This window comes from Burkholderia sp. WAC0059, assembly GCF_002870125.1.
Classification (GTDB): Bacteria; Pseudomonadota; Gammaproteobacteria; order Burkholderiales; family Burkholderiaceae; genus Paraburkholderia.
The window spans coordinates 37,974-61,742 of record NZ_PNEO01000024.1; the positions used below are offsets into that span (position 1 = coordinate 37,974).

At 67.1% G+C, this 23,769-nt stretch carries 22 protein-coding genes and 1 tRNA gene; 17 read left to right on the top strand and 6 right to left on the bottom strand.

What is annotated here, in order from left to right:
- Positions 1–25: 25 nt before the first annotated feature.
- The gene (gene fmt / locus CY652_RS20875) at positions 26–1,045 is read right to left on the bottom strand and encodes a methionyl-tRNA formyltransferase (protein ID WP_102132629.1); all 1,020 of its coding nucleotides are present in this window, start codon (positions 1,043–1,045) and stop codon (positions 26–28) included.
- Between the two features lie 46 nt (positions 1,046–1,091).
- On the bottom strand, positions 1,092–1,595 hold the full coding sequence (gene def, locus CY652_RS20880; protein ID WP_102132630.1) for a peptide deformylase: 504 nt from the start codon (positions 1,593–1,595) through the stop codon (positions 1,092–1,094).
- A gap of 202 nt (positions 1,596–1,797) precedes the next feature.
- Between def and dprA the strand changes: the two genes are divergently transcribed.
- The 3 genes from dprA (at position 1,798) to CY652_RS20895 (ending at position 6,485) form a co-directional block, all read left to right on the top strand.
- Entirely contained in the window at positions 1,798–3,072 is a 1,275-nt protein-coding gene (gene dprA, locus CY652_RS20885; RefSeq protein ID WP_258002392.1) for a DNA-processing protein DprA, read from the top strand.
- 67 nt (positions 3,073–3,139) lie between these two features.
- The gene (locus CY652_RS20890) at positions 3,140–3,517 is read left to right on the top strand and encodes a thioredoxin family protein (protein ID WP_102132632.1); all 378 of its coding nucleotides are present in this window, start codon (positions 3,140–3,142) and stop codon (positions 3,515–3,517) included.
- A gap of 319 nt (positions 3,518–3,836) precedes the next feature.
- Positions 3,837–6,485 carry a DNA topoisomerase III gene (locus CY652_RS20895; RefSeq protein ID WP_102132633.1) on the top strand — a complete coding sequence of 883 codons (2,649 nt, stop codon included), beginning with the start codon at positions 3,837–3,839 and terminating at the stop codon, positions 6,483–6,485.
- 127 nt (positions 6,486–6,612) lie between these two features.
- On the opposite strand, the gene CY652_RS20900 is transcribed toward CY652_RS20895, so the two are convergent.
- Complete coding sequence (locus CY652_RS20900; RefSeq protein ID WP_102132634.1) at positions 6,613–7,710, bottom strand: LysR family transcriptional regulator; 1,098 nt, start codon at positions 7,708–7,710, stop codon at positions 6,613–6,615.
- 458 nt (positions 7,711–8,168) lie between these two features.
- On the opposite strand from CY652_RS20900, the gene CY652_RS20905 reads away from it, so the two are divergent.
- From CY652_RS20905 to solA, 6 genes are all read left to right on the top strand, one after another.
- Complete coding sequence (locus tag CY652_RS20905) at positions 8,169–9,185, top strand: D-2-hydroxyacid dehydrogenase family protein (protein ID WP_102132635.1); 1,017 nt, start codon at positions 8,169–8,171, stop codon at positions 9,183–9,185.
- A gap of 137 nt (positions 9,186–9,322) precedes the next feature.
- Positions 9,323–9,398: transfer RNA gene (locus CY652_RS20910), tRNA-Lys, on the top strand.
- A 455-nt stretch (positions 9,399–9,853) separates the two neighbouring features.
- Entirely contained in the window at positions 9,854–10,129 is a 276-nt protein-coding gene (locus CY652_RS20915) for an SDR family oxidoreductase (RefSeq protein ID WP_102132636.1), read from the top strand.
- Complete coding sequence (locus CY652_RS20920; protein WP_102132637.1) at positions 10,126–11,349, top strand: MFS transporter; 1,224 nt, start codon at positions 10,126–10,128, stop codon at positions 11,347–11,349. Before CY652_RS20915 ends, CY652_RS20920 begins: the two co-directional genes overlap by 4 nt.
- Before the next feature lie 54 nt (positions 11,350–11,403).
- Complete coding sequence (locus CY652_RS20925; RefSeq protein ID WP_180970709.1) at positions 11,404–12,858, top strand: FAD-dependent oxidoreductase; 1,455 nt, start codon at positions 11,404–11,406, stop codon at positions 12,856–12,858.
- 169 nt (positions 12,859–13,027) lie between these two features.
- The gene (solA, locus tag CY652_RS20930) at positions 13,028–14,197 is read left to right on the top strand and encodes an N-methyl-L-tryptophan oxidase (protein WP_102132639.1); all 1,170 of its coding nucleotides are present in this window, start codon (positions 13,028–13,030) and stop codon (positions 14,195–14,197) included.
- Between the two features lie 15 nt (positions 14,198–14,212).
- Here solA and CY652_RS20935 read toward each other — a convergent pair whose 3' ends face one another.
- On the bottom strand, positions 14,213–14,986 hold the full coding sequence (locus CY652_RS20935) for an AraC family transcriptional regulator (protein WP_102132640.1): 774 nt from the start codon (positions 14,984–14,986) through the stop codon (positions 14,213–14,215).
- A 113-nt stretch (positions 14,987–15,099) separates the two neighbouring features.
- Here CY652_RS20935 and CY652_RS20940 point away from each other — a divergent pair, with 113 nt between their 5' ends.
- The gene (locus tag CY652_RS20940) at positions 15,100–15,663 is read left to right on the top strand and encodes an NADPH-dependent FMN reductase (protein ID WP_102132641.1); all 564 of its coding nucleotides are present in this window, start codon (positions 15,100–15,102) and stop codon (positions 15,661–15,663) included.
- 67 nt (positions 15,664–15,730) lie between these two features.
- Here the strand turns inward: CY652_RS20940 and CY652_RS20945 are convergent, their stop codons facing one another.
- A complete protein-coding gene (locus CY652_RS20945) occupies positions 15,731–16,444 on the bottom strand; it encodes a GntR family transcriptional regulator (RefSeq protein WP_102132642.1) in 714 nt (237 codons plus the stop codon).
- Between the two features lie 184 nt (positions 16,445–16,628).
- On the opposite strand from CY652_RS20945, the gene CY652_RS20950 reads away from it, so the two are divergent.
- The 5 genes from CY652_RS20950 (at position 16,629) to CY652_RS20970 (ending at position 21,085) form a co-directional block, all read left to right on the top strand.
- Positions 16,629–17,909: an NAD(P)/FAD-dependent oxidoreductase gene (locus CY652_RS20950; protein ID WP_102132643.1), complete on the top strand. Its 1,281-nt coding sequence runs from the start codon at positions 16,629–16,631 to the stop codon at positions 17,907–17,909.
- A gap of 205 nt (positions 17,910–18,114) precedes the next feature.
- Positions 18,115–18,960 (top strand): transporter substrate-binding domain-containing protein, encoded by an 846-nt coding sequence (locus CY652_RS20955; RefSeq protein ID WP_102132662.1) that lies wholly within the window; start codon positions 18,115–18,117, stop codon positions 18,958–18,960.
- A 13-nt stretch (positions 18,961–18,973) separates the two neighbouring features.
- Positions 18,974–19,642, top strand: coding sequence for an amino acid ABC transporter permease (locus CY652_RS20960; protein WP_102132644.1), 669 nt, complete (start codon positions 18,974–18,976; stop codon positions 19,640–19,642).
- A complete protein-coding gene (locus tag CY652_RS20965; RefSeq protein ID WP_102132645.1) occupies positions 19,639–20,418 on the top strand; it encodes an amino acid ABC transporter ATP-binding protein in 780 nt (259 codons plus the stop codon). Before CY652_RS20960 ends, CY652_RS20965 begins: the two co-directional genes overlap by 4 nt.
- Before the next feature lie 154 nt (positions 20,419–20,572).
- Entirely contained in the window at positions 20,573–21,085 is a 513-nt protein-coding gene (locus CY652_RS20970; RefSeq protein WP_102132663.1) for a GAF domain-containing protein, read from the top strand.
- 105 nt (positions 21,086–21,190) lie between these two features.
- Here CY652_RS20970 and CY652_RS20975 read toward each other — a convergent pair whose 3' ends face one another.
- Entirely contained in the window at positions 21,191–22,087 is an 897-nt protein-coding gene (locus tag CY652_RS20975; protein WP_102132664.1) for a LysR family transcriptional regulator, read from the bottom strand.
- Positions 22,088–22,261: 174 nt separating this feature from the next.
- On the opposite strand from CY652_RS20975, the gene CY652_RS20980 reads away from it, so the two are divergent.
- Together CY652_RS20980 and CY652_RS20985 are read left to right on the top strand one after the other, a co-directional pair.
- The gene (locus CY652_RS20980) at positions 22,262–23,224 is read left to right on the top strand and encodes an agmatinase (RefSeq protein ID WP_102132646.1); all 963 of its coding nucleotides are present in this window, start codon (positions 22,262–22,264) and stop codon (positions 23,222–23,224) included.
- Between the two features lie 55 nt (positions 23,225–23,279).
- Positions 23,280–23,693 (top strand): RidA family protein, encoded by a 414-nt coding sequence (locus CY652_RS20985; protein ID WP_102132647.1) that lies wholly within the window; start codon positions 23,280–23,282, stop codon positions 23,691–23,693.
- Positions 23,694–23,769 lie beyond the last annotated feature (76 nt).

Below are 23,769 nucleotides of genomic sequence, written 5' to 3' on the forward strand. Positions count from 1 at the left end.
CGATTTCGCCCCGCCGCGCGAACGGTTATCGTGTGTCCGTGGGTGCTGCGGCCGGTTGAAAACGCTGGCCAGCCTTGAGCGGCAGGCCGGCCAGAAATTCGCGCGCGGCAAGCCGCTTGCCGCCCGGCTTCTGCAATTGGGTCACGCGTAGCGCGCTGCGCTGTCCGGCTTCCCCGCACGCCACGAGCACGCCGGCCGGCGACACGTCGAGAATCTCGCCAGGCTCAGCGCTCGCGGGCACGGCAGTACCGCTTGCGTGCTCGGCGGACCAGAGCTTTAGCTGCATGCCGTCTTCGAGTGTCGCCGCGCCGCCGGGAAACGGGTCGAACGCGCGAATCTGGCGCGCGAGCCCATCCGCGGAACGCCGCCAGTCGAGCGCGGCTTCGTGCTTGGCGATCTTCTCCGCATAGGTCGCGCCTTCCGCCGGCTGCGGCGTGGAGGCGAGACGCCCCGTGCGCTCGAGCTCGCCGAGCGCCTCGACGATCAGGTGCGCGCCCAGTTGCGCGAGCCGGTCGTGCAGCGTCGCCGTGGTGTCGGCGGGTTCGATCGGCGTGCGCGCCGTCGAGATCATGGCGCCCGTGTCGAGGCCCGCGTCCATCTGCATCAGCGTGATGCCGGTTTCGGCGTCGCCAGCCTCGAGCGCGCGATGGATCGGCGCCGCGCCGCGCCAACGCGGCAGCAGCGACGCGTGAATGTTGATGCAGCCGTGAGGCGCGATGTCGAGCACCTCCTGGGGCAACAGCAGGCCGTACGCGGCCACCACCATCACGTCGTGCGACGTCGCGCGCAGCAGATCGATTGCGCTGGCCGCCTCGGCGGGAAATTTGCCGGCGCGACGCAGCGACGGCGGCTGCGCGAGCGCCAGCCCCTGCGCCTCGGCATAGCGCTTCACCGGGCTCGCCTGGAGTTTCATGCCACGGCCGGCCGGCCGGTCCGGCTGGGTCAGCACGAGCGGCACGGCAAAGCCCGCCGTGTGGATCGCGGCCAGCGCGGCGGCGGCGAATTCCGGCGTACCGGCGAAAACGACGCGAAGGGAATGGCTCATGAGCAGGCGGGCATGACGGCAGGGAAAGCGTCGCGCGAAACGACCATTACATCGCCCGTTCGAGCTTCTTCATCTTGTTCTTGATGCGGGTCTGCTTGAGCGACGACAGGTATTCGACGAACACACGACCCATCAGGTGATCCATTTCGTGCTGGATGCAGACGGCCAGCAGCCCCTCGCAATCGACCTCGTAGGTCTCGCCCGTCTCGTTGAGCGCGCGCACGCGCACCTTTTCGGCCCGCTCGACGTTGTCGTAGATGCCCGGCACCGACAGGCAGCCCTCTTCGGAAAGCTTGCGGTCGTCGCTCGACCAGACGATTTCCGGATTGATGAACACGCGCAATTCGTCGTGCGCCTCGGACACGTCGATCACGATGACGCGCTCGTGCACGTCCACCTGGGTCGCGGCCAGTCCGACGCCGGGCGCGCCGTACATGGTCTCGGCCATGTCGGCGACAAGCTTGCGGATGCGGTCGTTCACCGCCTCGACCGGCTTCGCGACCTTGTGCAGCCGCTTGTCCGGGTAATGAATGATGTTGAGTAGCGCCATGATGTCAAACGGGAATGTGTCCGATGCCCGGAGCCGCCTTGCATTGCGCGGCTGGCCGTTCGGCCGGCTTGCCGGCCCACTGGGCAACGCAGACCATATGCAGACGAAACGGCTCGATTCAATTCGTGAGGCCCCGTCCGGCAAGCGTTCGCGGTTGCCCGCAGCGGGCATCGCTTTAATTTCGGATGATGAAAATTTTATCATGGCGTGCGACAAACCGCGTACCGTCCCCGAGGACGGCTCCATGCCCGTTCCCGCTCCGCTGCCGCTGACCGACGGCGAACTCGCCGCATGGCTCAGGCTGTCGACGGCCCGGGGCCTGAAGCCAGCGGCCCTGCGCATGCTGCTCGCCGCTTTCGGATTACCGGCCGGCGTGCTCGGCCAGACATTCGCGGCGCTCGCCGTCGCGGGTGGAGAAGCAGCCGCCCGTGCGGTACTCGCCCCGCCCGCGCCTGACTTCCCGCAACGGCTCGCCGCCCTGCGCGTGTGGCTCGCGCTACCCGGCAACGCCGTCGTGACGCTCGCCGACCCGACCTACCCGCCGCGCCTGCTGACGATGCCCGATCCGCCGCCGCTACTATATATAAGGGGCAGGCCGGATCGGCTGCATGCACGGGCAATCGCCGTGGTCGGCAGCCGCAACGCGACGCCCCAGGGGCTCGAGGATGCCCGGCGATTCGCGCGCGCGTTTTCCGATGCGGGTATCGCGGTCGTGTCCGGGCTCGCGCTCGGTGTGGACGGCGCCGCGCATCTCGGCGCGCTCGAAGGTCCCGGCGGCACGGTAGCCGTCATCGGCACCGGCGCGGATCTCGTGTATCCGGCAGCCCATCATGCACTCGCGGCGCGTATTGCCGGACACGGCGCGATCGTCTCCGAGTGGCCGCTCGGCACGCCCGCCCGCGCGGCCCATTTCCCGCAACGCAACCGGCTGATCGCCGGGCTCGTCGAGGGTGTGCTCGTGGTCGAAGCGGCAGCACGGTCCGGTTCGCTGATTACGGCCCGGCTGGCCAACGAAATGGGGCGCGACGTGTTCGCGCTGCCGGGTTCCATCCATGCGCCGCTTGCGCGCGGATGCCACCGGCTGTTGAGGCAGGGCGCCCTGCTCGTCGAAACGCCCGGAGACGTGCTGGAAGAACTGGGAATCGTCGTCGCGGAAAAACCTGCGCCGGCAGTCTGCAACCGGCGGCATTCACCCCCGTCGGCACCCGGTAGCGCCGCCGCACCAACGCCAGCAGGCACCGGCGAGCCGATCCGCCCCGCCGCAACCTCGCCCGCTCGCATCGCCCCCGTCGCCCTCGGGCCCGGAGCGAAGCGCCTGCTCGACGCGATCGGCCACGCGCCCGTCACGCTGGAAATTCTCGCGCAGCGCACCGATATGACCGAGGCCGCGTTACAGGGCATGCTGCTGCAGCTCGAACTGGCCGGGCACCTCGCCGTTCTGCCGGGCGGCCGGTTCGTCCGTACCGTCCATCCCTAGCCTGCCGTCATGCTACATTCGCGCCAATTGCACTGATCGACGTGCCCGCCATTCGCAAGGAACCGCCATGCCCGCGCTTGACCTCGACACCGCCGCCGGCCAGATCGCCGAACGCGTCCACGACAGCGACACGCTGGTTGTCGCATGCCTGTGCGCGCAATGGTGCGGCACCTGTCGCGACTATCGGGCGACGTTCGACCGTATTGCCGACGCGCATCCCGACATGTGCTTCGCCTGGATCGACATCGAAACGCATGCGGACCGCTTCGACGACCTCGACGTGGAAAATTTTCCGACCATCCTGATCGAGGACGGTTCGGCCACGCGTTTTTTCGGTACGGTGTTGCCACACGGCGCCGTGGTCGAACGCATGTTGTCCGACCTGAGCGCGCTGCCGGGCGTGCATGACGCGCCGAAGCTGCGCCCCGCGCTCGCCGTCGCCTGACGTTTCGTCCGGCGCTATCCAGCGCCGCCCGAGCACCCGGACCCTGATCCGCATCGGCGCGCCCGGCAAGCCCGGTTCCAGGCAGTTCGAGAACCCGTTCCGACGCAGTTGTTCAGGTATCAATTCCATAACAGGCGCATTGGCATGCTCGCCGCCCGAAACCATCCGGCCCGACGCCGCGCCGCGCTTGCCGGGCGAGCCGGCGCGAGCTTATGATGGGGCGCTTTTTTAGGGCGAGAAAAACGCCGCTGGTCCACCGTGTGCTATAAAGCGGTCGTAAACAGGGCCTCCGCCCGAAACTACCCACTTACCATCAGTCATGTCCAAAGCATTGATCATCGCCGAGAAGCCGTCCGTCGCGAACGACATCGCGCGCGCTTTGGGCGGGTTTACGAAGCATGACGAATATTACGAGAGCGACGAGTACGTGCTCTCGTCGGCCGTCGGCCATCTGCTGGAGATCGCCGCGCCGGAAGAATACGAAGTCAAGCGGGGCAAATGGAGCTTCGCCCATCTGCCCGTCATCCCGCCTCACTTCGATCTGAACCCGATCGCCAAGAGCGAATCGCGGCTCAAGGTGCTGACGAAACTGCTGAAGCGCAAGGACGTGGACCGCCTGATCAACGCCTGCGACGCGGGGCGCGAAGGCGAGCTGATCTTCCGTCTGATCGCGCAGCACGCGAAGGCGAAGCAGCCCGTGCGGCGCCTGTGGCTGCAATCGATGACGCCCGCCGCGATCCGAGACGGTTTCGCGCACCTGCGCAGCGACGAAGACATGCAGCCGCTCGCCGACGCCGCCCGCTGCCGCTCGGAGGCGGACTGGCTCGTCGGCATCAACGGCACGCGCGCGATGACCGCCTTCAACAGCAAGGGCGGCGGCTTTTTCCTCACGACGGTCGGCCGCGTGCAGACGCCGACCCTTTCGATCGTCGTCGAGCGCGAAGAAAAGATTCGCCGCTTCGTGTCGCGCGACTACTGGGAAGTGCGCGCCGAGTTCGTCTGCGCGTCCGGCTTCTACGAGGGCCGGTGGTACGACCCGAAATTCAAGCGCGACGAATTCGACCCGGAAAAGCGCGAATCCCGCCTCTGGAGCCTGCCGGCCGCGGAGACGATCGTCGCCGCCTGTCGGGACCAGGAAGGCAAGGTCACGGAGGAGTCGAAGCCGTCTACCCAGCTCTCGCCGCTGCTCTTCGACCTGACGAGCCTGCAGCGCGAGGCCAACGGCCGCTTCGGCTTCTCGGCCAAGAACACGCTCGCGCTTGCCCAGGCGCTCTACGAACGCCACAAGGTACTGACCTACCCGCGTACCGACGCGCGCGCGCTGCCCGAGGACTACCTCGACACGGTGAAGAGCACGCTGGAGATGCTCAAGGAGAGCAACAACTACCTGCCGCACGCAAAGCGGGTGCTCGACAAGAACTGGGTCAAGCCGAACCGGCGCATCTTCGACAACTCGAAGATCAGCGACCACTTCGCCATCATCCCGACCCTGCAGGCGCCCAAGGCCCTGTCCGAACCGGAGCAGAAGCTTTACGACCTCGTCGTGAAGCGCTTTCTCGCCGTGTTCTTCCCGGCCGCCGAATACCGCGTCACGACGCGCATCACCGAGGTGGCCGGCCATCACTTCAAGACCGAGGGCAAGGTGCTCGTCGAGCCGGGCTGGCTGCAGGTCTACGGCCGCGACACCGACGGCGACGACGCGAACCTCGTGCCGGTGCAGCCGAACGAGACGATCAAGACGGACAGCATCGCCGCGCACCAGCTCGTGACCAAGCCACCGGCGCGCTACAACGAAGCCACGCTGCTCTCGGCCATGGAAGGCGCGGGCAAGCTCGTCGGCGACGACGAGCTGCGCGAGGCGATGGCCGCCAAGGGGCTCGGCACGCCGGCCACGCGCGCGGCGATCATCGAAGGGCTGCTCGGCGAAAAGTATCTGGTGCGCGAAGGACGCGACCTGATTCCGACCGCCAAGGCCTTCCAGTTGATGACGCTCCTGCGCGGCCTCGGCGTCGAGGAGTTGACCGCGCCCGAGCTCACCGGCGAATGGGAACACAAGCTCGCGCAGATGGAGCACGGCAAGCTGCCCCGCGACGCGTTCATGCAGGAAATCGCCCGCATGACGCAAACCATCGTCAAGCGCGCGAAGGAATACGATTCCGACACGATCCCCGGCGACTACGCGACGCTCGAAACGCCGTGCCCGAACTGCGGCGGACAGGTGAAGGAGAACTATCGCCGCTTCGCCTGCACGAAATGCGAATTCTCGATCTCGAAGATCCCGGGCGGCCGACAATTCGAAATTCCTGAGGTGGAAGAACTGCTGCAGAAGAAGCAGATCGGCCCGCTGTCGGGATTCCGCAGCAAGATGGGCCGGCCGTTCTCGGCCATCCTGAAGCTCTCGTTCGACGACGAGACGAAGAACTACAAGCTCGAGTTCGACTTCGGCCAGGACACGGGCGGCGAGGACGGCGAGGCGCCCGACTTCTCCGGGCAGGAGCCCGTCGGCGCGTGCCCCAAGTGCCAGGGCCGCGTGTACGAGCACGGGATGAGCTACGTCTGCGAACACGCCGTCGCGAACCCGAAGACCTGCGACTTCCGCTCGGGCAAGGTGATCCTGCAGCAGGAAATCGCGCGCGAGCAGATGCAGAAACTGCTGGCCGAAGGCCGTACCGACTTGCTGACGAACTTCAAGTCGTCGCGCACGGGCCGCAACTTCAAGGCGTTCCTCGTCAAGCAGAACGACGGCAAGATCGGCTTCGAATTCGAGAAAAAGGAACCGTCCGCGAAGACGGCAGCGAAGACGGCCGCCCGCAAGACCGCGGCGGCGGTCACGGCCGGCGACGGCGACGAAAGTGCCGCGGAGGAACCGCGCAAGACCGCGCGCGGCGCGGTAGCGGCCAAAACGACGACCGCCGCCCGTAAAACGACGACCGCGCGCAAGACTGCGGTACGCAAGACGGGATCGTGACGGGTCGGCGCTTCTGCGCCCGACCTGATGACGAAGCCCATGAACGAAAAAGGCGCAGCCCGTAACGGGGCCGCGCCTTTTTTTCTGGGCCGGCCGATTCGAAGTCTCTCGGCCGGCGGGCAACGAACTACAGCGGCGAAACGACCGGCGCTCTCCCGCCGCGCGGCGCCGACGAACGCGCGGCCGTCGGCGCGTGCCCGTCGCCGAGCTCGCTCGCCAGCGGCTCGGCGCCGTCGAACATTTCGGTGCCGGCCGACTGCTCGTCCTGCATCCCGTCCACGGGCGTCGACACGGTCATGCCATCCCGAACCCATTGCTCGCCGAGCTGGCTGTTCGGCGTCTGGCTGAAATGCTCGACCAGGTGATCGATGAAAGTCCGCACCTTCGCGGGCAGGTGCCGGCGGCTCGGGTACGCGATGTTGATCTCGATCTGCGGCAGCCGATAGTCGCCGAGCAGACGCACGAGCCGCCCCCGCGTCATGTCGCGGCCGATCAGGTAACTCGGCAGGATGGCGATACCCATGCCGAGCAGCGCGAACTGTCTCAGCATCTCGGTGTTGTTCGCAACGATCACGTTGGTCGGACGCACGCGCACCTCGCCGTCCGGCCCCGTGAACACGCGCTCGTCGCCCCAGTATTCCGAGGGCATCGACAGGCACGGATGCTCCGAGAGCTGGCCGGGACGCGTCGGCGTGCCGTGCTTCTCGAGGTAGGCCGGCGTGGCGCAAACCGTCATGCAGCCCGTCGTCAGGCGGCGCGTGACGATGCTGGCGCTGCGCATCTGCCGCGCGGCCACCACGCCGAGGTCGAACCCTTCTTCGACGAGATCCACCTGGCGGTCCACGAGCGTCACGTCCGGCACCACCTGCGGATAGCGCTGCGTATAGGTCTGCAGCACCGGCGCGAGGTTGTGCAGCCCGAACACGACCGGGGCGACGATGCGCAGCGTCCCGACGGGCTCGTGGTTGCGCGCGACCACCATCTGCTCGACGTCTTCGAGCTCGTCGAGAATCTGGCGCGCGCGTTCGAGATAGACCTGACCGGATTCGGTCAGCGAGAGGCTGCGGGTCGTGCGATTGAGCAGGCGCGTGCCGAGCCGGCCTTCGAGGTCCGCCACGTGGCGCGTCGCGACGGCATTGGAAATATCCATCGCGCTGGCCGCCCGGGCGAAACTGCCGAGATCCGCCACCTTGACGAATACTCGCATCGACTGCAAATGATCCATGGACAACTCCTGCCGAAGTTTCAGCTTGCCGCAGATGCGACAAGGCAGACACCGAATTTTGCTACGACTCGGGAATTCGTGCAGAAGTTGCTCATGATCACGACAAATTATTCCGGATTTTCGCCACTGTGACGGCGAATGCACCGAGTTGGCCGATATTGTTCAAATCGAGGAAACAATGGTGAGCGGGGCGGCCAATGGCAAAAGCCGGCGCTCGAACCGGGCGAATCCGGCCACGCGCGCCGATACGCCGCCCCCGTCGTCAAGCCCTCGGCCCGCGGTTTCGCAACTGTCTGTAAAGCGGCTTGCCTCTCGGCCCGGCAAACTGCTAAAACGAGACCCAACCGATCCACGCGCCCGAATCGCCCGGATTCCCGCCGTGCAGATCGCCGGTGCGACATCACTTGATCATTCCAGCGCGCATTGAACAACCTCGTGCCCCGCCATTCCCTGAAGCCATGAAAATCGCCATCCTGGACGACTACCAAGACGCTGTCCGCAAGCTCGACTGTTTCCGGCTGCTGGCCGACCACGAAGTCAAGGTCTTCAACAACACCGTGCGCGGCCTCGGCCAACTCGCGAGCCGTCTTGCGGAAATCGACGCACTCGTGCTGATCCGCGAACGCACGCGCATCACCCCGCAACTGCTCGACAAACTCCCGCATCTGCGCATGATCAGCCAGACCGGCAAAGCAGGCACCCACATCGATCTCGCCGCCTGCAGCGAGCGCGGCATCGCCGTGCTCGAAGGCTCGGGCTCTCCCGTCGCGCCCGCCGAGCTGACCTGGGCTCTCATCATGGCCGCGCAGCGTCGCATCCCGCAGTACGTGGCCAACCTGAAGCAGGGCGCGTGGCAACAGTCGGGGCTCAAAACCTCGGCCATGCCGCCGAATTTCGGGCTCGGCTACGTCCTGCGCGGCCAAACGCTCGGCATCTGGGGCTACGGCAAGATCGGCCGGCTCATTGCCGGCTACGGCAAGGCGTTCGGGATGAACGTGCTGGTGTGGGGACGCGAGCACTCGCTCGAAGCCGCGCGCGCCGACGGCTACGGCGCCGCCGAAAGCCGCGAGGCGCTATTCGAACAAAGCGACGTGCTCTCGCTGCATCTGCGGCTCAACGACGACACGCGCGGCATCGTCAGGCAGGAAGACCTGCTGCGCATGAAACCGACTTCGCTGCTGGTCAACACGAGCCGCGCCGAACTGATCGAGGAAAACGCGCTGCTGGGCGCGCTTGCGCACAACCGGCCGGGCATAGTCGCGATCGACGTCTACGAGAACGAGCCGATCCTGCAGGGCTATAGCCTGCTGCGCATGGAGAACGTGATCTGCACGCCGCACATCGGTTACGTGGAGCACGAAAGCTACGAGCTCTATTTCAGCGCGGCGTTCCGGAACATCCTGGCCTTCGATGCCGGCGACACGTCGAGCGTCGCGAATCCCGAGGCGTTGCAGGGCGGGCGACGCAAGCAATAGTGCCGGGCGCATGCGGCGCCGGCATTGGCTGGCTACGGGCAGAAACGCCGTAATTGGAGCGTTTTACCGGGTTTTCCGGCGAATACGCCGGGGGGCTTGGCAAAATCCGGGAAATACTTCATAATCTTCAATCTGTCGGGGCGTTAGCTCAGTTGGTAGAGCAGCGGACTCTTAATCCGTAGGTCGACAGTTCGAATCTGTCACGCCCCACCAGGAAATTCAAAGGCCTGCAAGCGATTTCGTTTGCAGGCCTTTTTCATTTCCGGCGCCGTGCAGGCGTCGCGTAGGCATTTTCTGGTGCAATGAATCGCTGCCGATCCGCACATCCTGGTAGCATACAGAGCGGCTCGGACCCGCGTCTTCCCGACATAGGGGTCGCCTGGGTGCCATTGCGGTGGAACCCAGCAATAACGCGGCCTGTCTCCCTGCCTGCCTCCCTACAGTTTCGTCGAACCGGCCAAAACGATCGCGTCGCGCCGGCTCGACGGGGTCGGACATGTACCGCCATCACGGCAAACCGGTCGAAAAATCTCACGGGAACGCTTTTTGCTCCCTCGGCTTTCGTCAGGCATCTGCTCGACACCGACCGGCCCGGCCGCGTGATCCATGTGAGTTCGGTGTGAGGAACTGTCGTTTCCGCGTTTCACCAGCGAAGGGAGTTGAGGAGGATGATGCGCAATCTCGCAGTCGAACTGGCGCGGTTCAACGTCAGGGGCAATAACGTCGCGCCCGACACGATCAAAACGCCGATCGACACGAAATTGCGCCCGGGCCCGGAGTTGCCGGCCGGATTGCCCGGCAACATTCCGTCTGCGCGTCCCGGCAAACCGGAAGACATGACGGGGACGGCGGCCTGTCTCGCCGGTCCCGATGCGGGATATGCGATCGGGACGACGACGACGGCCGCCGTCGGCAGTCTGCCCTGGATCTATCCCGAACAATGACGGCCGCGGCGAACGTCCAGGGCTCGCACCGGGATCCGGGCAGCCGTCCGTCCGCATGGCTTGCGGTCGCCAGCGTTTATCTGGGCGCCGCGATGCAGGGGCTGGCGCTCGTCAGCTTCGCGGCCAGCGGGCCGACGCTGAGAATGGCGCAACATCTCAGCGATGCGCAATACGGGCTGGTTTTCCTGCCGCAAGTCGGCGCCACGATTGTCGGCGCGCTGCTCGGCTCGACCGTGGCGCAGCGCCTCGGCATGCAGCGGCTGCTCTGGATCGCGTTATTGTTCGACGCGCTCTCGCAACTGGGTCTCGCGAGTGTGGAGTCGGTGCCCGTCCCGCTGGCGTTGCCGATGCTGCTGGCGGCGGCGACAGCGATGGGCCTCGGGTTCGGCTTCATGGGCTCGCCCATGAACGGCTGCCCGGCCCTGTTCTTTCCGACCCGGACCGGCGCTGCGACGGTCGGCATCCACTGCTTCAATGGCAGCGGCCTGATCTTCGGGCCGATGCTGTTGCAGTTCACGCTGGCGCATGCCGGTTTTAACGCTTATCCGCTGGCTCAAGGAATGCTGGCGCTGGCGCTCGTGGCATTGACGCTGGTTGCGCGGTTCGACCCGGGCGCACGCGACGACGCGGCGGCCCGGCACGCGGAGACCGCGCCGTGGCGTTCCGCGGCGTTCTGGCTGCTGGCAATCATCGCCGTGACCTATTCGTTTGCGGAGGGGACGTTCGGCAACTGGGCATCCGTCTACCTGCAGGAGGACCGCCATCTGCCGGCGGATGTGGCGGCACTCGGCCTGTCGGCGTTCTGGGCCGGCGTGGTCGGAGGCCGTCTGCTGGTGTCGCTGCTGATCCTGAAGCTGCCCGAGCGGGCCGTCTGGCGGTTCCTGCCGCTCGTGATGGCCGCCGCGTTCCTGCTGTTGCCTTCGGTCGATTCGGCCGCGACGGGTATCGGTCTTTTCGCGCTCGCGGGACTCGGCTGTTCGGCATTTTTCCCGCTGACGGTTGCGTTGACGACGCGCCGTTTTCCGCGGCACCTTGCCTTTGCGTCGGCGATGATGATCGCCGCGCTGATGGCCGGCAACGGGCTGGGCTCGTTCATGCTGGGGGCGCTGCGTGCGCATCTGTCATTCGAAGCGCTGTACCGCGCGTCCGTGCTGTATCCGGCGCTGGCACTGTTATTGACGTTCGTCGTGCCGAAACCGGAGACGCCCGCCGGTCGTTGAATGCCGGCGGAGAAGGCGAAAGCGTTTCGACTTCACTTTGAGAGGGCAATACAGATGGCCGCGAGTCGTACTGAAGACGTATTCGACTTTCTCGTAATCGGCACCGGGGCGGGCGGTAGCGCCAGCGCATTCGAGCTGGCACGGGCGGGGCACCGTGTCCTGATGCTGGAAAAGGGCGACGAATTGCCGGCCGACGGATCGACTTACGATGCCACGCTCGTGGTGGCCGGCAAGTTCAACAGCAAGGAGCCCTGGAAGGACCGCAACGGCGGGGTTTTCATGCCCGAGGAACATTTCAACGTCGGCGGCAAGACGCGATGGTACGGCGCGGCCCTGCTGCGCCCGGACGAAGCGGAATTCGGCGCGGACGCACGTTTGTCCATGCCGGGCTGGCCGCTCGAATACGCCGAAATGACGCCGTATTTCGAACGTGCCGAGCGGCTGCTGGAGGTCCGTACGTTCGACGCCGAACCGGACCTCGCGCGGATGGCACCCGCTTTCGGCCGCCATGGCTGGCAATCGCGGCCCATGCCGCTTGGAATCTCGAACGCGATTCACCAGGATCCGGTTCAGGAGACCCACTGGGATGGTTACGCGCTGCCGGATACCTGGAAGTCCGAGGCACGGTTTCATTTGCTGGACCCCATCCTGACCTTGCCGAACGTCGCACTGGTCAAGAACGCGGAAGTCGATAGCCTGCTGCCGGGCGCCACACCGGCACAGATTGTCGGCGTGCGCTGCAAGGACGGCCGGGAGTTTCGCGCGAGTACCGTGTTGCTGGCGGCCGGTGCGCTGCATTCGCCAAGGCTGCTGCAACGCTATTTCGACGCGGTCGGGCTTGCCGGCAGGCTGCCGGCCTCGGCGAGCGTGGGGCGCAACTTCAAGCGCCACATTCTGAGCGCGGTCATCGGTTTCGGCGTTCGGCGAAAGCAGGACCGTCTGTGCAAGACGCAGCTGTGGACCAGCGACGCCTTCGCGCATAGCTCTGTGCAGCCGCTGGGCGGCTGGGCCGACGTCGAAACGGTGCGTTATGTCCTGCGGGCGTGGCCGAAGTTCGTCCGCGATCTATTTGCGCTGCACAGCTACGGCTTTTTCCTGCAGACGGAAGACAGCTCGATTGCGGAAAATCGGGTGATAGCCGAGCCGCCTGGCGGACTGCCCACGCTGGACTATGCCGTCGACCGGATGCCCGAGTTGCGCGACGAACATGAGGCGATGTGCCGGAGCTTTCGTCGGGCACTGCGCACCGCGGGCCTCCTGAACTTCAGGCAGTCGATTCCGCTCAGCGGTCTCGCGCATTGTGCGGGCACGCTCGCGGCCGGCGCCGATCCGGCCACCTCCGTGGTGGATGCGGAAGGTCGTGTGCATGGGATGGAAAATCTGTACGTGGTCGACGGCAGCGTGCTGCCGAGGCTCTCGAAGATGAATCCCTCGCTGACGATCTATGCGTGGGGTCTGCGCATCGGCGAGCGACTGTCGCGCGCTTACGGGAAGAACCCTCAGCAATAGCGCCTCACGCGAGCGTTATCCATGGAGCGTCGATGGCGGAGTATAGAACTGCGCAGGAGGCTTTTGGCGGAAGACGGCATACCGGTTATCGCGCCGGTATAGCCATCCATATCGTTCAACGCTACCCTTTCCCCGAAACCGATCATCGAACAGAAGAAAGGGGATTCGCATGGAAAACCGGGTGGATTTCGCCGTCGTCGGCCTCGGCGCCATGGGCAGCGCGGCGCTCTATCAACTGGCGAGCCGCGGTGTCCGCGCCATCGGCATCGACCGCTACGCGCCGCCCCACACGCAGGGCTCCAGCCACGGCGAGACGCGCATCACGCGACAGGCCGTCGGCGAAGGGCTCGACTACATTCCGTTCGTCACGCGCTCCCACCGCATCTGGCGCGAACTCGAAGCCGCCACGGGCGAGACGCTGTTCGTCGACTGCGGCGCGCTCATCATGTCGCCGCGGGACAGCCAGGCCCTGCACCACGGCATGGCCGATTTCGTCTCCCGCTCGATCGAGGGCGCCGAGGCGTTCGGCATCCCGCACGAAATTCTCGACAGCCGCGAGGTCGCGCGGCGCTTCCCGCAGTTCGTCGGGCTCTCCGGCAACGAACGCGCCTATTTCGAGCCCGGCGGCGGCTACGTCATGCCGGAAGCGTGCGTCGCCGCGCAGTTGAAGCGCGCCGCGGAACTCGGCGCCACGATCGAAACCGACACGGAAGTCCTCGCAATCGAACAGGACGGCGGCGGCGTGCGCATTTCCACCGCGCGGGGCGCGATCGTCGCCGATCGGGTCGTCGTCTCGGCCGGCAGTTGGTGCGCTCATCTGCTCGGCGCGCCGTTCGACCGCCTGCTCACGGTCACGCGCCAGTTGCTGCACTGGTTCGCGCTGGACGACACGAGCGCCTACGGCAGCCGTGCGCCGGTCTTCATCTGGATGCACGACCAGACGGAAACCGACTATTTCTACGGTTTCCCGCCGGCGCCCGGCGACCACCGCCTCAAGGTCGCCACCGAGCAATACGACTCGACGACGACGCCCTTCTCGGTGGACCGCACGGTCACGCCGGACGAATCGGCGAGGATGTACCGGACTCACGTCGAAGGCCGTCTCGCCGGGGTAACGGCCACGGTGGCGAAGGCGGCCGCCTGTCTCTACACGGTCACGCCCGATCGCGGCTTCATCATCGACCGGCATCCGGAAAAGGATCGCGTCCTCGTCGTGTCGGCCTGCTCGGGACACGGGTTCAAACACTCGGCCGGCATCGGCGAGGCGGTCGCGCAATGGCTCGTGGAAGGACGCTGCGACGTCGATCTCGCGCCGTTTTCGGTCGCGCGTTTTCGCTGAACCGGCCCGACGCGCCTACGCCTGCTTTTCGCGCGCCATCAGGCGAAGCATGTATTTGCGCGGCGGCATGCCGAGCAGGCGCGTGAAGAGCGTCGTGAAGCTGCTCGTGCTCCGGTAGCCGAGTTCGAGCGCCGTTTGCGTGATCGACTGTCCGCGCGCAAGCCGGTCGACCGCGCACACGACGCGCAGGTGCTCCCGCCAGCGGCCGAACGTCATGCCGGTTTCGGTGACGAAGAGCCGCGCGAGCGTGCGCGAACTCGTGTGCGCGCGGGCGGCGAGCGCGTCGAGCGTGATGTCGTCGCCCGGGTGCCGGCGCAACTCGGCGACGGCATGCTGAAGCCTGCGATCCCGCCCATGCGGCACGAAAAGCCCGGGGCCGGGCTTCGGCTGGCGGATCTGCTGCACGACCAACTGCGCGATCAGCGCGAGCGTATCGGCCTGTGCTGTCTGCCCGTCGATGCGCACGGCCTCGTGCGCGAGTTCGCGCAACAGGTCGGTCATGACGATCGAATCGCAATGGCGCGGCACGCTCGCGACGAATCGCGCGTCGAAACGCAGATGGAGCAGCGACGACGACTCGCTGTAGCGCGCGCCGTGCGCCACGTCGGGCGGCACCCAGAACGCCAGTCCCGGCGGGATGAGCCACCACCCGTCTTCGCTCGTGACCATCATCGTGCCGCGCAGCACGAGGGAAAGCTGGCCGCGGTCGTGGGCATGGCGGGCAATTTCGACGCCGACCCGATGGTCGATCGCCGAGGCCTCGAGGGCCGGAGGGGCCGGATCAAACATGGCAACCGCGCATCAAAAAATGGCAGGATGGAGAAAGAAAACCGGGGTTATTTTTCGAATAATACGCCGATCGTGCCGGTCGCCGTGACCGCGCCGTTTCTCGTGGAGTTCGTGTGACAACTTCTCTCAAGATCGTCGGCATCGCGGGCAGCCTGCGTTCCGCGTCCTATTCGCACCTCGTTCTCAAGTCCATCGTTCGCGCACTGCCCGCGGGCACGCGGGTCGAAACGCTCGATATCGGCGCGCTGCCGCATTACAACGAAGACATCGAGCGCCAGACCCTTCCCGAGGCCGTCGCCGACGCGCGCGCGCACGTTCTCGCCTGCGACGCGGTCGTCATCGTGACGCCCGAGTTCAACCACGGCCTGCCCGGCGTGCTGAAGAACACGCTCGACTGGCTGTCGCGCCCGGCGTTCGCCAGTTGCATGCAGGGCAAGCCGGTCTTTTTCGCGACGCTGTCGCCGGGCGCGCTCGGCGGCGTGCGCGCTCAATACCAGTTGCGCGAGACGCTCGCGTCGATGCTCTGCCGCCTCGTCCCGCTGCCCGAGATCGCGATCACGCAGATCGGCGCGAAGGTCGCGAACGGCGAGCTGAACGATCCGGCCACGGTCGACTTCATCGGCCAGTCGCTGCGGCAGTTTCTCGACGCGATTCAGCCGGCCGCCGCGGGCCGGTAAGCGATCCCGGCGGGACGGCACGACCGCTCCGACCGCCGCTCGACGCGCGCGGCGGCGCGCGTGCCCGTCACGACTTCGCGCTGTCGTAAGCCGCGCCGAGGTAAATCCGCGCGAGGCCCGTCGCGATCGACTCGACGATCTGGTCGGTACGCTGGCCGATGTGCTCGCGCAGCAGGCGCCCGGCCGTGGCGGCGTCGCGCCGCCGCAGCGACGCGCAAATGGCGCGGTGCTCGGCGTGCGTGTGGTGATCGATGATCTCCATCCCGATCCGGCGGATGAAGCGGATGCGCCCATTCAGATTGCGCAGCAGCCGCAGCAACTCCGCGTTGTCCGCGGCCATCGCGATCCGTTCGTGGAAGGCCTCGTCGAGCGCGACGAGTTCGTGGGCCGGCATGTCGGCCGAATTGCGGATCGTGTTCTCGAGAAACGTGCCGATGCCCTCGAGCGTTTCGTCGTCCGCGCGCTCGATGGCGAGCCGGATGCACTCGGATTCGATCGCGCAGCGCGCCTCGTAGAGCTCGGTCGTCTCCTTGACGCTGAGCGGCCGCCGGCTATAGCCGCGGCCCGATTCGACGAGAAAGCCCTCCTGCTCGAGCCGGTACAGCGCCTCGCGAATCGGCGTGCGGCTCACGCCGAGGCGCTCGGCAAGCTCGACCTCGTTGAGCCGCTCGCCCGGCTTCAACTCGTAATGAATCGCCATTTCCCGCAGGCGCGCGAGCACCTCTTCGGCGAGATTCGTCCGCGTGGCGGCACTCCTGGGCTTGATCGGGTCTGCTGGCATACGGCGGCTTGTCGGTATGGGGCACGAGTCTAACTATCCCGCGCGGTTGGACGTTGTCAATCCCGGCTATCGGTATGCTAGATTGTATCCAATTATGGATGTGATATCGTATACAAACACAAAATCCACCTGAAGAGGGCGTCGCCGTGCGCGCGCCCGCCGATACCGTCGAATACGAGGGGCCATGACCACGAACTCCCAGTCTGACAGCAACGCGCCCATCGCCGTGCTGGGCGCGGGCATCATCGGCGTTTGCGCGGCCGCCTATCTGCAGCGCGCCGGCCACCAGGTGCTGCTGATCGACCGGCAGCCGCCCGGCGAGGCGACATCGTACGGCAACGCCGGCTGCCTGAACGGCTCGTCGATCGTACCGTCGGCAATGCCCGGCGTGCTCGCGAAGGTGCCGCAATGGCTCCTCGATCCGGACGGGCCGCTCGTGCTGCGCCTCGGCTACGTGCCGCGGATGCTGCCGTGGCTCATGCGCTTCGTCGCGTCGAGCCGCCCGGACAAGGTCGACGCCCAGGCCCGCGCGCTGCGCGCGCTGTTCGGCCGCTGTCTCGACGACTACGCGCCGCTCGTGCGCGACGCGGGCCTCGAGCGGATGCTGCATCGGCACGGCCATCTCGTCGCCTACACGACCGAGGAAGGCTATGCCGGCGACGCCGGCGCGACCGCGCTGCGCGCGCGCAACGGCGTCGTCGTCGAGGACGTCGCGCTCGACGAATTGCGCGCGATCGAACCCGACCTCTCGCCGAAGTTCATCCGCGCGCGGCGGATCGCCGAGACCGGGCACGTCACGGACCCCGGCGCGTTCGTCAAGGGGCTGGCCCAGCACGTGATCGACGCGGGCGGCCGGTTCCAGACCGCCGACGTGCGCGGCCTCGAGACAGCCGGCGACCGCGTGACGGGCGTCGTGACCGCCGCCGGCGTGCTGCCGGTGCGCGGGGCCGTCGTCGCGCTCGGCGCCTGGTCCGCGCCGCTCGCGCGGCAACTGGGCGACCGCGTGCTGCTCGACACCGAGCGCGGCTACCACGTCGAAGTGCCGGACGCGGCGCATGGCCCGCGCGTCCCGACGCTCTGGTCGGAAGCAAAGATTTTCGCGACGCCGATGGACGGCCGCCTGCGCTGCGCCGGCACCGTCGAGCTCGCCGGGCTCGACGCGCCGCCGAACTGGGCTCGCGCCACGCTGCTCGAACGCCAGCTCGCGAGGATGTATCCCGCGCTGACGCCCGACATCGAGCGCGTGCAAGGCCAGCATCGCTGGCTCGGGTTCCGGCCGAGCACGCCGGATTCGCTGCCGGTGCTCGGGCGCGCCTCGCGCTTCGGCAACGCCGTCTATGCGTTCGGCCATGCGCACGTCGGGCTGACGGCGGCGGCGTCGACAGGTCGCATCGTCGCCGAGTTGCTGTCCGGCGCGCAGCCGTCGATCGACCTGACGCCGTTCGCCGCGAGCCGCTTCCGCTGAGGTCGAACCGGCGCGAAGCGAGCGCCGCATCACGATGCCCGGGTCGAGCCGGCGGCCGGCAAAAAGCGCTTGACAGTCGCATATTGGACTCCGACCATGCCATATGGATACATTTATGTATCCATATGGCCGAAAGCACACGGCGCACGGGGTGGACCGGGTCGATACCGTCCGCGCCGGACCGACCACTAACGGGATCGTGAAGATGAAAAGACGTGAACTGTTGAAGCAATCCGTCCTCGCGGGCACCGGCGTCGCGGCGCTGGCGGCGGTGACGGGCGCGCATGCGCAGGGTGCGCCCGCGTCGACGTTCGACCGGGTCAAGCAGTCGAAGGAGCTGCGCGTCGCCGCGCTGACGGGCGAGGAGCCGTACTTCCACAAGGACCTCGTGTCGAACAACTGGTCCGGCGCCTGCATCGAAATGTCGAACGACATCGCGTCGAATTTCGGCGCGAAGGTGATCTACGTCGAATCGAGCTACGGCAACTCGGTGCTCGACCTGCAAAGCGGCAAGGTCGACATCGCCTTCGCGCTGAACCCGACGCCGGCCCGCGCCATGTCGATCGACTTCACGACGCCGATCCTGATGCAGTCGTACACCGTGATCGGCCGCAAGGGCCTGCCGCCGGTCCAGAACTGGGCGGACATCAACAAGCCGAGCGCGCGCGTCGCGGTCGATATCGGCAGCTCGCACGAAACGATCGCGCGCCACTACCTGCCGCACTCGACGATCACCGGCTTCCAGACGCGCGACGAGGCGTACCTCGCCCTGACCTCGGGCCGCGCCGACTACGTCGTCGTGCTGACGGTGCTCGCCATCAGCGCGCTCAAGAAGAACCCGCAGCTCGGCACGCTGTCGATCCCGCATCCGGAACTGACGCTCTCGACCAACATGGGCGTGCGGCTCGAGCCGGACCGCCGCTGGCGCGACTTCCTGAGCGTGTGGGCCGACTACAACCGCTCGCTCGGCAACACGCGCGCGTGGATGCTGCAAGGCCTCGCGCAGCAGGGCATCAAGGAATCGGACATCCCCTCCAACGTCCACTTCTGAGCCGGCTCGCGCCATGCATTATTCCTGGGACTTCGGGACCGTCTTTGCGTACCGGGCACTGTTCCTGCGGGGTTTCGTCCTCACGCTGCTCTACACGGCCGGCACGGTCGCGACCGGGCTCGTCATCGGGCTCGCGGCCGGCTGCGCGCGCGCCTTCGGCAACCGCCTCGTCGCCGCGCCGTTCCGCGTCTACATCGAAGTGTTCCGCTGCACACCGCTGCTCGTGCAGCTCATCTGGATGTACTACGCGCTGCCGGTGCTGATCGGCGCGTCGCTGAGCCCGGGCGAGGCCTCGTTCCTCACGCTGATGCTCTACACCGGCGCGTTCTACGCCGAGATCTTCCGCGGCGGCATCGCGGCGGTCGATCGCGGCCAGTGGGAAGCCGGTTTCGCCACCGGCATGATGCCGCTGACGGTGTTTCGCCGGATCGTGCTGCCCCAAGCCGTGCGCGTGATGATTCCGTCGTTCATCAACCAGACGGTCACGCAGTTGAAGAACACCTCGCTCGTCTCGACCATCGCCGTCGCCGACCTGATGTACCAGGGCACGACGATCACGGGGCAGACGTACCGTCCGCTCGAGGTCTACACGACGGTCGCCGTGCTCTACTTCGTGATGCTGTTCCCGATCACGACGCTGGCCGAATACGCCGAACGCAAACTCGGAGCGCACGCCGCATGAGCCGCGAAGACCCCGTGATGATCAGCGCTTCGCATCTCGAGAAGAGCTTCGGCGCGAACACGGTGCTGCGCGACGTGTCGTTCGACGTGCGCAAGGGCGAAGTAGTGGCGCTGATCGGGCCGAGCGGCTCGGGCAAGTCGACGCTGCTGCGCTGCCTGAACCTGCTCGAAGTGCCCGAAGCCGGACGGCTCGCCGTCGGCGAGCATCGCTTCGACTTCCGCCCGCGCGTCGGCCGGCCGGGCCGCGTCGACGCGCGCCGCGCGGCGCAATTGCGCCGCGACATGGGCATGGTGTTCCAGCACTTCAACCTGTACCCGCACATGACGGTGCTCGGCAACGTCATCGAGGCGCCGATGCACGTGAAGGGCCTTTCGCGCGGCGAGGCGACCGACCTCGCGCACGCGCTGCTCGAAAAGGTCGGCCTCGCCGACAAGGCGGACCGCTATCCGGCGCGCCTCTCGGGCGGCCAGCGCCAGCGCGTCGCCATCGCGCGCGCGCTCGCGATGCAGCCGCAAGCCATGCTCTTCGACGAGGCCACCTCGGCGCTCGACCCGGAACTCGTCGGCGAAGTGTTGCAGGTGATGGCAGGCCTCGCGCGCGACGGGATGACGATGATCCTCGTCACGCACGAGATGGCGTTCGCACGCGAGATCGCCGATCGCGTCTGCTTCATGGACGGCGGCACGATTGCGGCCAGCGGTCCGCCCGCCGAGTTGTTCGACCGGCCCGACAACGCGCGGCTCGCCGCGTTCCTCGAACGCTTCCATACCCGCTGAAGCGCTCGCCCCGGCTGCGATACGAAGGTCCGCGCGGCCGGGGCGCCTTCGGCGCGGCAAGCATCCTTCGCGGCATCGTGGCAGCATGACGGACGGCGACACCGGCGAGACGGTTTCGCCGCCCGTACGCAATGCTCCCCTGGGATCGATCCGCATGACCTTCACGCTCTCCGACGCGCTGCCCGCGTCCAAACCGGCCCTCTACGAAACGCTCGTCGCGCAGGCGCGCGCGCTGGTCGAACACGAAACCGACCGCATCGCGAACGCCGCGAATTTCTCGTCGCTGGTGTTCCACTCGCTCGACGGCCTGAACTGGGCCGGCTTCTATTTTTTCGACGGCGCCGAACTCGTCGTCGGGCCGTTTCAGGGCAAGCCCGCCTGCGTGCGCATCGCGCCCGGCAAGGGCGTCTGCGGGACCGCCGCGCTCACGCGGCAAACCCAGCTCGTCCCTGACGTGCACGCGTTTCCGGGCCACATCGCCTGCGATTCGGCCTCGCAGTCGGAAATCGTCGTGCCGCTCGTCGCCGCCGACGGCTCGCTGATCGGCGTCTGGGACGTCGACAGCCCGCATCTCGCGCGCTTCGACGACGCCGACGCGGCCGGCATGGAAGCGCTGTGCCGGACGTTCGTCGAATTCGGCTGGCGCGGCCACCGGGCCGCCCGCTGACGATCCGCTCCCGCCCGCCGGGCGTCCGGACGCCGGGACTCCGGCGAACGGACGACGAACGCCGCGCGAAACAACCGGCCGCCGCCTCGCCGCGCACGGGGCGCGTCAATCCATCCTGAGGCCGTTCTCGAACGGATGCAGCTCCCGCAGGATGTCGAGAAACAGCTCGGCACGATGGCTGAGCGACCGGGCCGCCTGGGTCACGGCGCAGCCGGCATGCTGGAACGAGGGGCTGTCGGGCTGCAGCTTCAGCGCGAAGCGCTTCTCCAGCAGCTTTCCATAGTGGGTCGGCAGGATGCCCTGGTATGACCCGCTCGCGACGAGCGCCCCGATGGCGTCGAGGCCGCCCGCGTCCGGGCCGCGCTTATAAAGGCCGCTGCTCAGCGCCTGCTCTACGTAGGGATGCGAACGATAGACGAGCGGCAGCTCGCGGCTCGCGCGACGGTTCGCGACGTGCCCCGACACGTAGACGCGATGCGTCTCCGTATAGAGCGGCAGATAGTTGAATTCGGCGTCGTCGCGATATTTGCCGCGAATAGCGATGTCGACGCGCTGCTCCAGTAGCGCCTGGTTCAGCGCCGTGAACGAGTTCACGACGATCTCGGGCCGCACGTTCGGCGCCCGCTGCCGGAGGATCTGCAGCGCCTCGGGCAGCCGGCACTGGGGATGCGTCAGCGTATGCTCGCCGATGCCGATCGTGAGCGCGCCCGACAGCACGCCGTGCACCGCGTCCACTTCCGGGCGGATCCGCTCGAGCGCGCGCAGCGCGCTCGACGCGAGGTCCAGCGCCACCGTCCCTTCGGGCGTCAGCCTGAAGCCGCCCGGCCCCCGCTCGCACAGCCGCACGCCGAGGCGCGTCTCGACCTGCCGCACGTGACGGCTGATCGACGCCTTCGACATCAGGAGCCGCTTTTCGGCCGCCGCGAAACCGCCGGCCTGCGCGGCGTTGCAGAACACCCGCAGCGAGCGCAGATCCCGTTCGTCAAAGTCCAGCTTGAGCATGTTCTGTCCGGCTTGAAAGGTCTTGGTTTCCAAGACTATCCCGCCAAAAAAATCATTTTTTATTCGGAAAATGGCTTCTTAAAGTCTGGCTGTCCAGAAAAACGGCCGCGCCCCCTCCCGGACGGCGCGCCGCGATCCCCGTTTCACCCCGCTTTCCCGAGAGGCCCCCAGCGCATGGAAGCACTGACCGTCGCCCCCCGCACCGGGCACAAGACGCTGCTCTACTCCGACCTCGTCACGGACTTCGACCGTTTCGCCGCCGACATCGCGATTCTCGGCATTCCGTTCGGCTCGGCCTACGGCCCGCACGCGTTCGGCAACGACCAGACGCACGCGCCGCAGGCGATCCGCGACCTGACCGACCGGATCGTGCGCGCGCCCGACCACTACGACTTCGACATCGACGGCCCGCTGCTCCAGGGGCGCACCGACATCCGCTTCGTCGACTGCGGCGACGTGCTGCCCGACCTGACGAAGCCCGGCGACCACTACCGCCGCGCCGAAATCGCCGTGCGCCAGATCCTGCGCGGCGGCGGCCTGCCGATCGTGCTCGGCGGCGACCACGGCATCACCAACCCCGTGCTGCGCGCGCTCGACGAGGTCGGCCCGATCACGCTCGTGCACGTCGACGCCCATCTCGACTGGCGCGACGAGGTCAACGGCGTGCGCGACGGGCTGTCGAGCCCGATCCGCCGCGCCTCGGAGCTGCCCTACGTGAAGCACATCGTCCAGATCGGGCTGCGCGCGCAGGGCAGCGGCCGCACCGAGGAATACGAGGCCGCGCGCCGCTGGGGCGCGGACCTCGTCACGGCTTACGAGCTGCACGACATCGGCATGCAGGCCGTGCTCGACCGCATTCCCGACAACGGCAACTACTACCTGACCATCGACGCCGACGGCATGGACGCGGCCGTCATGCCCGCCGTCGACGGCCCCGCGCCGGGCGGCGTCACGTTCGTGCAGGCGCGCAAGCTGATCCACGGGCTCGTGCGCAAGGGCCGCGTGGTCGGCATGGACATCGTCGAGATCCAGCCGGCCAAGGACAACGCCGCGAAGCTGACCTGCGTGACGGCCGGGCGCCTGATCGTCAACCTGATCGGCAGCGCGATCCGCGCCGGCTACTTCGACAGGAAGTAGGACTTCCGGCATTCACTCACCCATCAATCGACACGACAGACAGACGGTACTTTCCATGGCTCACACCCGCATCCGGAAATTCAACACCCGCGAAACCTACCCCGAGCAGAAGCTCGACAACGACCTCTGCCAGGCCGTCGTCGCGCGCGGCACGATGGTCTTTCTGCGCGGGCAGATCGGCCAGAATCTCGACACGTCCGAGTGCGTCGCCATCGGCGACGCCGCGGGCCAGGCCGAGCAGGCCATGAAGAACATCGACATGCTGCTCCGGGAGTCCGGCAGCCAGCTCGACCACATCTGCAAGCTGACCATCTACATCACCGATCCGCGCTACCGCGAGGCGGTCTATCGCGTCGTCGGCCGCTGGCTCAAGGGCGTCTTTCCGGTCTCGACGGGCATCGTCATCAGCGCGCTCGCGCGCACGGAATATCTTGTGGAAATCGACGCGACGGCCGTCATTCCCGACTGAGCGGACGGACCCGGCACGGCGCGGGCCCACCGGTCCGCGCCGTCCTGCGTTTTGCCCGGACGCCGCGATGCTTCGC

Bases quoted from the DNA above. Each gene is read 5' to 3' on its own strand.
- fmt (WP_102132629.1), bottom strand. From the start codon at position 1,045: ATGAGCCATTCCCTTCGCGTCGTTTTCGCCGGTACGCCGGAATTCGCC.
- def (WP_102132630.1), bottom strand. From the start codon at position 1,595: ATGGCGCTACTCAACATCATTCATTACCCGGACAAGCGGCTGCACAAG.
- dprA (WP_258002392.1), top strand. From the start codon at position 1,798: ATGGCGTGCGACAAACCGCGTACCGTCCCCGAGGACGGCTCCATGCCC.
- CY652_RS20890 (WP_102132632.1), top strand. From the start codon at position 3,140: ATGCCCGCGCTTGACCTCGACACCGCCGCCGGCCAGATCGCCGAACGC.
- CY652_RS20895 (WP_102132633.1), top strand. From the start codon at position 3,837: ATGTCCAAAGCATTGATCATCGCCGAGAAGCCGTCCGTCGCGAACGAC.
- CY652_RS20900 (WP_102132634.1), bottom strand. From the start codon at position 7,710: ATGGATCATTTGCAGTCGATGCGAGTATTCGTCAAGGTGGCGGATCTC.
- CY652_RS20905 (WP_102132635.1), top strand. From the start codon at position 8,169: ATGAAAATCGCCATCCTGGACGACTACCAAGACGCTGTCCGCAAGCTC.
- CY652_RS20915 (WP_102132636.1), top strand. From the start codon at position 9,854: ATGATGCGCAATCTCGCAGTCGAACTGGCGCGGTTCAACGTCAGGGGC.
- CY652_RS20920 (WP_102132637.1), top strand. From the start codon at position 10,126: ATGACGGCCGCGGCGAACGTCCAGGGCTCGCACCGGGATCCGGGCAGC.
- CY652_RS20925 (WP_180970709.1), top strand. From the start codon at position 11,404: ATGGCCGCGAGTCGTACTGAAGACGTATTCGACTTTCTCGTAATCGGC.
- solA (WP_102132639.1), top strand. From the start codon at position 13,028: ATGGAAAACCGGGTGGATTTCGCCGTCGTCGGCCTCGGCGCCATGGGC.
- CY652_RS20935 (WP_102132640.1), bottom strand. From the start codon at position 14,986: ATGTTTGATCCGGCCCCTCCGGCCCTCGAGGCCTCGGCGATCGACCAT.
- CY652_RS20945 (WP_102132642.1), bottom strand. From the start codon at position 16,444: ATGCCAGCAGACCCGATCAAGCCCAGGAGTGCCGCCACGCGGACGAAT.
- CY652_RS20950 (WP_102132643.1), top strand. From the start codon at position 16,629: ATGACCACGAACTCCCAGTCTGACAGCAACGCGCCCATCGCCGTGCTG.
- CY652_RS20955 (WP_102132662.1), top strand. From the start codon at position 18,115: ATGAAAAGACGTGAACTGTTGAAGCAATCCGTCCTCGCGGGCACCGGC.
- CY652_RS20960 (WP_102132644.1), top strand. From the start codon at position 18,974: ATGCATTATTCCTGGGACTTCGGGACCGTCTTTGCGTACCGGGCACTG.
- CY652_RS20965 (WP_102132645.1), top strand. From the start codon at position 19,639: ATGAGCCGCGAAGACCCCGTGATGATCAGCGCTTCGCATCTCGAGAAG.
- CY652_RS20970 (WP_102132663.1), top strand. From the start codon at position 20,573: ATGACCTTCACGCTCTCCGACGCGCTGCCCGCGTCCAAACCGGCCCTC.
- CY652_RS20975 (WP_102132664.1), bottom strand. From the start codon at position 22,087: ATGCTCAAGCTGGACTTTGACGAACGGGATCTGCGCTCGCTGCGGGTG.
- CY652_RS20980 (WP_102132646.1), top strand. From the start codon at position 22,262: ATGGAAGCACTGACCGTCGCCCCCCGCACCGGGCACAAGACGCTGCTC.
- CY652_RS20985 (WP_102132647.1), top strand. From the start codon at position 23,280: ATGGCTCACACCCGCATCCGGAAATTCAACACCCGCGAAACCTACCCC.